Genomic DNA, 10421 nt, shown 5'->3' with positions numbered 1-10421 from the left:
GGCTCCTTACGCAAACAGACGGTCGGTGTTGACGAACCCGCGGGTGTTCTCGGGGCAGGCGCTGCGGCAGGCGTCGTTGTCGGGCACGCGGGCATCGGCGGCGTAGGCACGGTAGGCAACGAGCTTCACCGGCTTCGGCGCATAAGCCGGGTTCGCATCGAGCGGATGCGGCGCTGTCGAAAACGCGGCGAGCGTGTTCATCTCGAAGCGCAGGTCCAGGCACGCTCCCGCCTTCGAGTGCTCCGGCACCCAGGTCAGCGAGCCGTCATCGCCAAAAGCGACCTTGCTGAAGAAGTTGACGTTGGCGACCAGATCGCGCGCACCGAGACCGTGCTTCGCGAGTTCGAGCACGAGGCTGTCGCGCCCGTTGCGGATCATGTCGTTTCGCTGTGCCTGGTAGGTCGTCTTGCCGTAGCGGCGCTCGAACAGCTTGGCGTTGCCGACACCGCCGACCGGATCGTGCCAGCCCAGCGTGTCGTGCGTGATCGAGGCCATCACACGGCCCATGTCCGAGTACAGCACGTGACCGCTCGTCAAATGTGCGATGTGCTGCGCCTTGAGTGTATCCGCCATGTTGTAGCGTTCGAGCGGATCTTCCTGGCGGTAGAACACAGCGGAGAGATTGGCGCCACCCTCGATATCGACAAGGCGCAGCGCGAGGCCGCGGCGCAGCACGCCTGACCAGTGCGTACCGGCGGGGATGACGGTTTCCCAGAGAACCTGGGACAAGGGAACGGGTTCGGAAAATCGTTGCGGCGACATGGCGGCTCCTGATATCGGGGTAGACAAAAGCAGTGAGAGGGCGATTCCGACGACATCGCGACCTCCCGGGCTTTTATCCCTCCGTGGAGCCTTACCGCCGCCTTCGATTTGCAATATGAGGCAGGCAACAAGACCGGATGGCTCTCGGACCAGCCATCGTCGCGCTTTGCAGCGCGACGACCGGAACCCTAGCCATCCTAAGATGATGCAAATTGCTTCGCACCTCTCGAGCAGAAATTAAGCGAATAGCGTGCCAATCAAAACTGCGCAAAGGCCCGGGAAAGAAGCACCACTTCAGACGATTCCGCACCATCTTTACGCCTCGCACAAAACGGCAAGCTTCAGTTCGGTGCCTGCGTGTCCGCACAATTTTGTCGGCTTAATCTGGCGGCTCGGTCCTTGCGTACTCAACCATGAAGATCCCTGCCCAGCCCTACGATTTTCCGATCACCGGCCCGTTGACGATCGAGTCGACCGCGCTCGTCATCATCGACATGCAACGCGACTTTTGCGACCCGCGTGGTTACATGGGCGCACGCGGCGCCGATGTCGGCCCCGCCCGGGCCATCGTGCCGCATATCCAGCGCGTACGGGACCGTGCGGCCGAGCTCGGCATGAAGATCGTGCACACGCGCGAAGGACACCGCCCCGACCTCGCGGATCTTCCCGAGAGCAAGCGCCTGAAGACTGCGCTGGCAGGCGCCGCAATCGGCAGCCGCGGGCCCCTCGGCAGGTTGCTGGTGCGCGGCGAAGCGGGCTGGCAGATCATCGACGAACTCCAGCCGCGCGAAAACGAAATTGTGATCGACAAGCCCGGCACCGGCGCTTTTCACGCCACGGACCTGCATCACGTGTTGACGGTTTCCGGCATCACGCGGCTGATCCTGACCGGCGTGACGACCGGCGTTTGCGTGACGAGCACGGCGCGCGAGGCGAGCGATCGCGGCTATGAGGTGCTCGTGCTCGAAGACTGCTGCGCGGAGCCGAACGCGAGCGATCACGCCGACGCGATCCGCTTGCTGCGCGTCGAGGGCGGGTATCTCGCCGCCACCGCGCGCTCGAACGATCTGCTCGCCGCGCTGGAGACGTTCGCGCCGCACGCCTGAGCATGCGGCGCGCCGCTGCGCGGTTCACGCCTCGGTGCGTGTGAGCTGCTCGAGCATTTCGAGGTCGGTCTTCATGCCCGACGTCTCGCGAATACGCGCCAGAATTTGGCGTTTGAGCGCATTGAATTCCGGAGCGAGCTTCATCTCCGGATCGCGCACGGCAGGCAACGGCACGTCGTAGATCGTGTCGATGCGACCCGGCCGCGGCGCCATCAGCACGACGCGATGGCCGAGGTAGATGGCTTCCTCCACGTCGTGCGTGACGAACACGATAGTGGACTTCTCCAGTGCATGCACGTGCAGAATCAAATCGTGCATCACCTCGCGGGTCTGCGCGTCGAGCGCGCCGAACGGTTCGTCCATCAGCAGGATGGATGGCTTGCCCTGCAATGCGCGCGCGATTGCCACGCGCTGCTGCATGCCGCCGGAGAGCTGGTTCGGAAACGCGTCGGCAACGTGCGTGAGCCCCATCAGGCGCAGCAGCGCGTCCGCTCGCCCGCTCGCCACCTCGACCGCGCTCGAACTCAGATCGCGCCGGTTGGTCTTGAGCCGCCGCGAAAACTGGATGTTCTGGCGAACCGTCAGCCACGGGTACAGGCTGTAGTGCTGGAACACCATGGCGCGGTCTACGCCTGGGCCTTCGATCGCTTGTCCGTCCACGCGAACCGCGCCTTCGTCGATCGTTTCGAGGCCGCCGAGAATGCGCAGCAAGGTGGACTTGCCGCAGCCCGAGGCCCCCACTAGCGTGATGAACTCGTTTTGCCGTACGTTGAGTTCGATGCTGGCGAGCGCGCGCACCTGGTCGCCGCCGCGCCCAAAGTACTTCGATACCAGTTCGATGGAGATTTTCGAGGAAGTGTTCATCATCGCTTGGCCATCCATTTTCCAAAACACAGCCGGTGAACGAGGCGGAATGCCTGATCGATCAGGAGCCCGATGACGCCGATCAGCAGGATGCCGCCGAAAATGCGATCCGTCTGCAAATAGCGCTGTGCCTTCAGGATCGCGTAGCCGAGTCCCGAGTTGGCCGCCACGAGCTCGGCGACCACGAGGTAGGTCCAGGCCCAGCCCATGGTGATACGCAGCGTGTCGACGATGGCCGGCCGCGACGACGGAAAGATCACGAGGCGGATCATCTCCTCTCGCGTCGCGCCCATCGTTTGCGCGGCTTCAATCTGCGCGATCGGCACCGCGCGCACGTTCTCGGCAATCATCAGCACCATCTGGAAGAACGTGCCGATGAAGATGATCGCGATCTTCGATCCTTCGTCGATGCCGATCCACAGCATCACGAGCGGGATGAACGCGACGGCGGGCATGTAGCGGATGAAGTCGGTCAGCGGCTCGAGCAACGCCTGCACCGGGCGGAACGTGCCGATCAGCAGGCCGAGCGGCAGCGCGAACACCGCCGAGAGCGCCCAGCCGCCCACCACGCGGTAGATGCTGATGGAGATATCGTCCGCAAGGCCGTCGTCCGTCCACCAGCTCACGAGCCGATGCACGACGGCGCCAGGCTGCGGCATGAAGGTCGGATCGACGAGCCCGGAGATTGACAAGGCCCACCAGGCGAGGAGCGGCACGATCAGCCCCGTCAAGGCGAACCCGATATAGGCGCGGCGGCTGATTTCGCCTCGCACAGCCCATAGCGGCGCAGACCGCGCCCTGGTCGCGGCGCGCGCGGGCAGTAATTCGCGCGGGCTCACGTGTTCAGTCGTCGACATGGTTGCTCCTTGAGTCAGCGATTCCAGCGGGTTCGGCAATTTCGGTATCCGGGTCGAGTTCGAAGGGCACGGCGCGCCCTTCGCGCCATGGATGTGTTGACAACGCAATAACAGGAAGCACGCCAGGCGAGGCCGCCACCCGCCCGAGCGATATTTCGAAATCGAGCAGCGCGCGGGCCTGTTCGAGCGAGACGGACGGATCTCCGACGACCTGCGCCAGCGTGCGCCCGCGATGCTGTGCAAGCCAGGCGGTCGCCGTTGCAGAACGCGCGCGCGCAAACATGAAAAAGCCGCCGGCGCGTGCCAGAAAGCTCATTGGCTCTTCATCGGATGCATGCTCCACCGTCGGGCCTTGCAGCGCGCCCGCGGCCAGCAACGCCGTGCGCGGCACGCGCGCCGCCCACGTCGGGCCATCCGAAGCCGGTTCGCGTTCCCAGCGCTCGTGATAATGGGCGTCGACGCCGTCTTCCAGCAGCACGCCGGGTGACTCGAAGCGCATCGTGCCGATATCGCGCGTGTCGGCCGGTGGACTGAAGTCGATCTGGCGATGCCAGGTGCAAACGTCGGGTGCGCCCGGCTCGATCCCGGTGAAACCCGCGAAGCCCTGCTGCCGCGCCAGCTCGACCAGCATGTCGCGCGGCAATGCGTCGAGGCCGCTTACGCCCTCGAAATCGGAGCGGTCCGCGCTCACGCGCAGATCCACATGCACGCGCGCCGTTTGCAGCCAGAACACGCGCGTTGCACGGTCCTCGCACCCCGCCGCGTCTCGCAACAGCGTGCGCCGCCACACGCCGCGATAGCGCTGGGCAACACAATCAGCCGCAACGGGCCGGTCGAGCCAGGCGCTCGCATCGACGACGCTTGCGTCTATCTGATTCATCAGGTGGGTCATGTCCGGCTCACTCCTGGTGCAGATCAGGACAGGTCCGAGAATTCCGCGCGCAACGCGGCGGCTACCCGTTGCGCGACTTCCTGCGCGAGCAACGCCCCCTTGACCGCACTCGCGCCGCGAGCCGACGACAGCACACCCGAAAGCGGAACCCAGCCCGTGCGTGCCGGGTAGGTGTCGTACGGCGGAAAGTCCGCAGGACGGTCGTCGGGAATCTTGTCGGTCGATACGAGGTCCGGGTGGTAGTGCAGCATCATCGACGTTTCCATCACCGCCGCATGCTCGAGCGCGAAACCGGGAAACCCTTCCGGAAATACCTTGGCGAGCGTGGGCTCGGTCAGAAAGTCCCAGTACTCCAGCCGCACGACACGCAGCGGCGGCGTGCGGGTGCCTTGCTGGGACAGATCGCGCATCGCAAGCTCGATGCCTTCCGTGAGGAACCACTGGTTCTCGTAGTGGCCGTCGATCAACGCGAGCCGTCGCACGCCATGGCGAGCGAATTCGCGGATCACGTCGCGCGTCATCTGGCTCAGGTTGTTGCCGTCGAGACTCGTCGTGCCGCAGAAATGTTGTCCGCCGCCGCATTTCGGCTGCGAGCGATAACCGTAATTGAATGCGGGCGCCACGATGCCGCCCACTTCGCGTGCAACGTCGAGCGCCACTGCGCTCGACAGGAGCGCATCGGTGCCGAGCGGAAGATGCGGGCCATGCTGCTCCAGCGCGCCGCAAGGCAACAGCACGATAGCCTCGTCGCCAAGGATGCGCTGGTGGTAGTCGACCCAGCTCAGATGCTGCATCAGGTGAGAATTCATTGAGCGATCCTGTGATCGGGTAAAGCGTTCGTTGTCGTCAAAGGGAGCGCGGCGTTCCTCTCGCACGGCGCGCCCTCCGGCCAGTCAAACCGCAGTGAGGAATGACACACCCACCGCTCCATAGAAGTCGTCGACCTGCTTGCGCGTGACATCCATCGATCCATAGTCGGCCGAGAGCAGCCGCGTGACGCGATGCCGGTGAAAGCCGCGCAGCAGTCGCGACATCGGAATGACCTGGCTCGCGTCGTCGCCGTACAGTTGCTGATGCGCGCGCGGCAGGCGGTACCAGGGCTCGACGGGCCGGTCGTGATGCGCGTTGTGATACGAGAAGTTCAGCAGCAGCAGGTTAAACGCCGGATAGCGCACCGAGACGAGGTTCGAGTAGGTGTTGCGCTGTTCGTACGCCCGGTCGCGCACCTTGTCGTCGGCGATCGCGCCGTTGCCTTCGAGCACGGCAAAGGCGTCATAGGTGTGCTGATAGGCGTCGGCGAAGCGCAGGACAGTGAGGCAGACGAACCACGCGAGCAGGTAAAGCAGCACCGCCTTCGGCGACACCCAGGCAAGCACGCCGAACAGCGCGGCACGCACCAGCAGGATCACGACGACGCGCCGCCGTTGAGCACGCTGGTCCTCGTGCAGGAAGGGCATGAGCATCACGTAGCCGTGCATCACGAGCTCGATCGCCGGTACATAGAGCCATTCGGCCAACACGATGGCGCGCCGCAGACTGGCGGGCAGCTTCAGCAGGAACGCCTTCGCGTCGAAGGTCACGATGTCTGCACGGTCCACGTGATGGCGCATGTGCTTGTGGCGCAGCGCGCTAAACGGCGCATAGCAGGCACCGGTCAGCCACGCCATGGCCGCGCCGAGACGCGCGTTGGCTTCGGGCGTGCGGAAGATCGCCAGATGGGCGGCGTCGTGCAGCAGATAAGCGCCGATGATCATGGCGTGCGCGAGCAACACGACGCCGGCGGCCGCGACCCATGCAGCATGCGAGCACAGCATCACGACGCCGAGCGCGTAACCGCCGACCGCGTAAGCAATGGCGGCGCTATTGGGCACCAGCGCGTCCCGATAACGGTAGATCGCGGCCATGGCGCTTACCTCACGAGCTGGTTGACGAACTGCGCGTCGATCGTCTTCTCGGTGGGCGGCAGCGCACTGATCTGCCCTTTCTTGAGCAGCAGATTGCCAATCACCGCGCCGCTCGTGTAGTAGGACCGCGTCGTCGGCCCCTTCACGAAACTCTGCGGCATCTCCGCGACGGGGATGTTGTACACGCCGGTCAGTTGCGCCTTGACGTCCGCGGGCGTGACGCCGAGCACCTTGGCGATGATCTTGTTGGCGTCGTCGGGATGGCTCTTCATATACGCGAGGCCGTCGGCGTAGGCTTGCAGAATGCCCTTCACTTCGGCCGGATGCGCGTCGATGAACGAATCGTCGAACACCAGCACGTCCGCGATCAGGCCCGGCGCATTGCGCGACGAGTAGACCACGTGGAACTTACCCTTGCCCGAGTTGACGATCTGAGAGACGTTCGGCTCGTAGGTCACGCCAACCGGCAGGCTGCCGGAGAGCATCGCGCCCGGAATGCCTTCGGGCGTCATGTTCACGGAGTGGATGTCCTTGTCGCTCAGGCCACTCGTTTGCAGCGCGTAGCTGAGCAGGAAGTCAGACGGCGAGAGCGGATTGAAGGCGATCTTCTTGCCCTTGAAGTCCGCCACCGACTTGATGTCTCCCGAGGCGACGATCGCATCCGCGCCCGCGGAAAAGTCGATGGGCATCACGACCTTTTCGGACAGCCCCTTGGCGACCGAGCCGACGACCTGATCGTAGGTGAGCATCACGCCGTTGACCGAATGGCTGGTCAGCGCGGCAGGCAGCAGGCCGGGGTCGGTGAAGTACTGGAGTTTGACCGAAAGGCCGTACTTCTTGTAGAGATCGAGGGCTTCGGCAACGTAGAACGGCCCATAGCCGATCCACACGACGGTGCCGATCTTGAGCGACTCGGCCGCCTGGACTGCCGGCGAACCGGGCAGTGCGCAAGCAACTAGAGCGCTGACGATAGAGAGCGAGCACAACGCTTTTTTCAATCCGAACGGCATATCTGAGGCTCCTGGTCATGAAGGGAAATGGACACGGGAGGCGCGCTGTCTTGCGCATCTCCCGGGCTTTTATCCCTCCGTGGAGCCCCTTGATGCCGGAGCCGGAAAACTCTCGGACCAGTCATCCGCCTCGTACCTCCCGCGGACCGGAACCCTAGTTTTCCTGTCAATAGCTGAACTCAACGCTCATCCCGTGACGCCTGGCACTATGCAGGAAGCTTGCCAGCCCATGGAAAACCCTTTGCGCATGTAAAGATTGCGTGAAAAGCGCCTCATGTGAGCGGCGCGCAGCACACGCATGATCCGGTGGAGCCGCCCCATCCCGGTGCAACATGCCCTCTTGATGGGACAAGGCTGGCGACATTGGTGACCACGACGCACCGCCACGCAATCTCGCGCTGACGCTGGCCGTCAAAAAAAAGCGGACCTAGAATCGGCCGCATCACCATTCACGGTCACCCGTTGAACATGCAACCAGGCGATTCCTTCGACCCGGCGCGCGATCGCGCCATGACGTGCCTCGTGACAGGCGCTGGCAGCGGCATTGGCCGCGCGATCGCGCTCGCATTCGCACGCGAGCGCGCCCATGTGATCGTCAACGACCTGCCCTCCAGTGCGGCGCTCGATGAACTACGCAAAGACATCGAAGCGCTAGGCGCGAGATGCACGCTCGCCGCCGCAGACGTTGCCGACGCCGCCAGCGTACGCGGTCTTTTCGCGGATATCGAAAGGCTCGATGTGCTCGTCAACAATGCGGGCATCCTGCGTGAGGCGCCAGTGACCGAGATCAGCGACAGCGAGTGGGACAGGATGATCAAGGTGCATCTCTACGGCGCCTTCTACTTTTCGCGCGAAGCGGCGCGTCTGATGCAAAAGCAGCGTCGCGGAGCGATCGTCAACATTGCGTCCGACCTCGGCCAGCTCGGCTGCGAGAACCTCAGTCATTACAGCGCCGCGAAGGGCGGAATCATTGCGTTCACCAAGAGCCTCGCGCGCGAGCTGGCGCCGCACGGCGTGCGTGTGAACGCGGTCGCGCCCGGCGGCGTGCTCACGCCGATGGTCGAAGCGCTTGGCGCGCGCTATATCGAGGAGGAAGCTGCACGCTACCCGCTCAAGCGCCTCGGCACGCCTGAAGAGATCGCTCAGGCCGTGCGGTTCCTGAGTTCGGATGCGGCCAGCTTCATCACCGGGCAGATAGTCGGCGTAAACGGCGGCGGCGTCATGAACGGCTGAGCCCATGCGCACCATGCCAAGGCGTGCTGGAGCGACCCACACGGAGAGGAGAACGTGACATGGCAATACTCGTGACAGGCGGCTGCGGCTTCCTCGGCAGCACGCTCATGCACATGATCGCGCAAGGCGGACGCGTTGCGGTCAGCCTTGACCGCCGCGCCGCCGCGACGGACACAGCGCGCGGCGTCCACTATGTGCAAGGCGATCTGAACGACTTGCCACAACTGCTCGAAACGATCGATCGCTTCGAGATCGACGCGATCATACATACGGCGGCCATCTCGCATCCGTTCTTTTCACGCGAGATTCCCTGGCAAACGGTCGTGACCAATGCGCTGGGCACGACAAACGTTTTCGAGGCGGCGCGTCTGAAGTCGGTGCGTCGGGTTGTGAACTTCAGCTCCGAATGCGTCTACGGCAACAACGACCATCTCGAAGTGACACGAGAGGACGCGCCGCTTGATCCCACCACGCCATACGGCGCCACCAAGGTCTTCACCGAGAAGCTGGCTGCGGTCTATAGCGGCCTTTACGGCATGCAGATCGTGTCGTTGCGTCCCGGTTGGATCTATGGGCCGGGGCAATTCATGCAGTGCTATCTGCATACGCTGCTGCGCAACGCGATTGACGGCCGTCCGACCCACGAGCCGGCCGGCGCCGACTACCGCTTTCAGTACGTTCACGTCACGGACGTCGCGAGGGCGAGCCTGCTGGCGCTCGCCGCGCCACATGCGGCGGGCGGTGCATTCAATATCACGGGCGGTGATCAGCGCTCCTACGCCGAGGTCGCCGCGCTGGTGCGAAAGCGCTTTCCTGAAGCCCAGATCGAAATCGGTCCGGGGACGATCGACGTGCTCGATCGCAACGCGCCGTTCGATCTCTCGCTGGCGAAACGAGAACTGGGGTACGCGCCACAGGTTGGTCTGGAGGAAGGCATCGATTCGTACGCGCAGTGGCTCTCTACGCACGCCTGCTAAACACAAGCAGCGCATGGTCGAACCATGCCCGTGAACGACGCGAACGATGCACCCTCATCACGGCGAAAGCACCATCTCAGGGCAAGCCGGGAATCGCAACGCCCTTCACGCGCGATGGCATGGGGATTGCGTCGGTTGGGGACCCACCACGACGAGGAGTCATCCTGTGACGTTTGCCCCCCGCCTTCGCCAGTTTCTCTACGCATTGATGGCATCACGCTTTATCGAATTCAATCCGCGCAAGCAACGTCAACGGGAAGAGAAAAAGAAGCCGGTGTGATGCCGGAAGGAGTCGGGAAGCGTCGTCACATGGCGGAGCGAGGCATCCCGGTGGATCATTCAACCGTGCATCGCTGGGTGCTCAAGCTGTTGCCGGTACTGGAGAAGGCGTTGCGCCGCCGCCAGCTCCCGGTCGGTAAGAGCTGGCCGATGGACGAGACGTTCATCCGCGTCGAAAAGGAATGGCGGTATCTTTACCGTGCCGTCGACAACGACGGCCATACCCTTGACGTTCTGCTACGCGCCCATCGGGACAAGACTGCGGCCCCGCGTTACTTTGAAGAGTCGATCGCACGGAACGGGATTCCCGATACGGTGACCATCGACTGCTCACGGATCTCGCTCACAGGCGGAGAAATCTCGTTTCCACACGATCTCGTTCGGGTGCCGTCCTCTGGGGTTCGCTCCTGCGATCTGAAGCGGTGGTGCGCACAAGCATGCGCTGAATGTCTGTCTCGCGTCGACCTGGGCACCCGTGCGCCAAAGCAGTCATGCCCCTACGCTCGTCAATGGGCGAAACCGCCTGGCGAGAATCGG

General features: G+C 63.7%; 10 protein-coding genes, 1 pseudogene and 2 riboswitches. Of the genes and pseudogenes, 4 read left to right on the top strand and 7 right to left on the bottom strand.

Annotated elements, in window-relative coordinates; genetic code table 11:
* Positions 1-6: 6 nt before the first annotated feature.
* Positions 7-762 (bottom strand): urea amidolyase associated protein UAAP1, encoded by a 756-nt coding sequence (locus LJ655_RS05885; protein ID WP_230560327.1) that lies wholly within the window; start codon positions 760-762, stop codon positions 7-9.
* Between the two features lie 60 nt (positions 763-822).
* Positions 823-965: riboswitch (guanidine-I (ykkC/yxkD leader) on the bottom strand.
* A gap of 210 nt (positions 966-1175) precedes the next feature.
* On the opposite strand from LJ655_RS05885, the gene LJ655_RS05880 reads away from it, so the two are divergent.
* Positions 1176-1868 (top strand): cysteine hydrolase family protein, encoded by a 693-nt coding sequence (locus tag LJ655_RS05880; RefSeq protein WP_230560326.1) that lies wholly within the window; start codon positions 1176-1178, stop codon positions 1866-1868.
* 24 nt (positions 1869-1892) lie between these two features.
* Here the strand turns inward: LJ655_RS05880 and LJ655_RS05875 are convergent, their stop codons facing one another.
* The 6 genes from LJ655_RS05875 to LJ655_RS05850 form a co-directional block, all read right to left on the bottom strand.
* Entirely contained in the window at positions 1893-2735 is an 843-nt protein-coding gene (locus LJ655_RS05875) for an ABC transporter ATP-binding protein (protein ID WP_425605774.1), read from the bottom strand.
* Positions 2732-3589, bottom strand: coding sequence for an ABC transporter permease (locus LJ655_RS05870; RefSeq protein ID WP_230560325.1), 858 nt, complete (start codon positions 3587-3589; stop codon positions 2732-2734). The genes LJ655_RS05875 and LJ655_RS05870 overlap by 4 nt, the downstream gene beginning before the upstream one ends.
* A complete protein-coding gene (locus LJ655_RS05865) occupies positions 3576-4481 on the bottom strand; it encodes a hypothetical protein (protein WP_230560324.1) in 906 nt (301 codons plus the stop codon). Before LJ655_RS05865 ends, LJ655_RS05870 begins: the two co-directional genes overlap by 14 nt.
* A 23-nt stretch (positions 4482-4504) precedes the next feature.
* Entirely contained in the window at positions 4505-5290 is a 786-nt protein-coding gene (locus tag LJ655_RS05860) for a creatininase (RefSeq protein ID WP_230560323.1), read from the bottom strand.
* Between the two features lie 84 nt (positions 5291-5374).
* Positions 5375-6385 (bottom strand): fatty acid desaturase family protein, encoded by a 1011-nt coding sequence (locus tag LJ655_RS05855; protein WP_230560322.1) that lies wholly within the window; start codon positions 6383-6385, stop codon positions 5375-5377.
* Positions 6386-6390: 5 nt separating this feature from the next.
* Positions 6391-7395: an ABC transporter substrate-binding protein gene (locus tag LJ655_RS05850; RefSeq protein WP_230560321.1), complete on the bottom strand. Its 1005-nt coding sequence runs from the start codon at positions 7393-7395 to the stop codon at positions 6391-6393.
* A gap of 56 nt (positions 7396-7451) precedes the next feature.
* Positions 7452-7564: riboswitch (guanidine-I (ykkC/yxkD leader) on the bottom strand.
* A 341-nt stretch (positions 7565-7905) separates the two neighbouring features.
* Between LJ655_RS05850 and LJ655_RS05845 the strand changes: the two genes are divergently transcribed.
* From LJ655_RS05845 to LJ655_RS05835, 3 genes and pseudogenes are all read left to right on the top strand, one after another.
* Complete coding sequence (locus LJ655_RS05845; RefSeq protein WP_230560320.1) at positions 7906-8628, top strand: SDR family NAD(P)-dependent oxidoreductase; 723 nt, start codon at positions 7906-7908, stop codon at positions 8626-8628.
* Between the two features lie 59 nt (positions 8629-8687).
* Positions 8688-9605 (top strand): NAD-dependent epimerase/dehydratase family protein, encoded by a 918-nt coding sequence (locus tag LJ655_RS05840; protein WP_230560319.1) that lies wholly within the window; start codon positions 8688-8690, stop codon positions 9603-9605.
* 309 nt (positions 9606-9914) lie between these two features.
* A pseudogene (locus LJ655_RS05835) lies at positions 9915-10241 on the top strand (DDE-type integrase/transposase/recombinase); the annotation flags it as partial.
* Positions 10242-10421 lie beyond the last annotated feature (180 nt).

It is taken from the genome of Paraburkholderia translucens, assembly GCF_020881035.1.
Classification (GTDB): Bacteria; Pseudomonadota; Gammaproteobacteria; order Burkholderiales; family Burkholderiaceae; genus Paraburkholderia; species Paraburkholderia translucens.
The sequence above is the reverse complement of the archived record's forward strand: the minus strand, read 5'-3'. Positions and strand labels throughout refer to the sequence as shown.

Bases quoted from the DNA above. Each gene is read 5' to 3' on its own strand.
- LJ655_RS05885 (WP_230560327.1), bottom strand. From the start codon at position 762: ATGTCGCCGCAACGATTTTCCGAACCCGTTCCCTTGTCCCAGGTTCTC.
- LJ655_RS05880 (WP_230560326.1), top strand. From the start codon at position 1,176: ATGAAGATCCCTGCCCAGCCCTACGATTTTCCGATCACCGGCCCGTTG.
- LJ655_RS05875 (WP_425605774.1), bottom strand. From the start codon at position 2,735: ATGATGAACACTTCCTCGAAAATCTCCATCGAACTGGTATCGAAGTAC.
- LJ655_RS05870 (WP_230560325.1), bottom strand. From the start codon at position 3,589: ATGTCGACGACTGAACACGTGAGCCCGCGCGAATTACTGCCCGCGCGC.
- LJ655_RS05865 (WP_230560324.1), bottom strand. From the start codon at position 4,481: ATGACCCACCTGATGAATCAGATAGACGCAAGCGTCGTCGATGCGAGC.
- LJ655_RS05860 (WP_230560323.1), bottom strand. From the start codon at position 5,290: ATGAATTCTCACCTGATGCAGCATCTGAGCTGGGTCGACTACCACCAG.
- LJ655_RS05855 (WP_230560322.1), bottom strand. From the start codon at position 6,385: ATGGCCGCGATCTACCGTTATCGGGACGCGCTGGTGCCCAATAGCGCC.
- LJ655_RS05850 (WP_230560321.1), bottom strand. From the start codon at position 7,395: ATGCCGTTCGGATTGAAAAAAGCGTTGTGCTCGCTCTCTATCGTCAGC.
- LJ655_RS05845 (WP_230560320.1), top strand. From the start codon at position 7,906: ATGACGTGCCTCGTGACAGGCGCTGGCAGCGGCATTGGCCGCGCGATC.
- LJ655_RS05840 (WP_230560319.1), top strand. From the start codon at position 8,688: ATGGCAATACTCGTGACAGGCGGCTGCGGCTTCCTCGGCAGCACGCTC.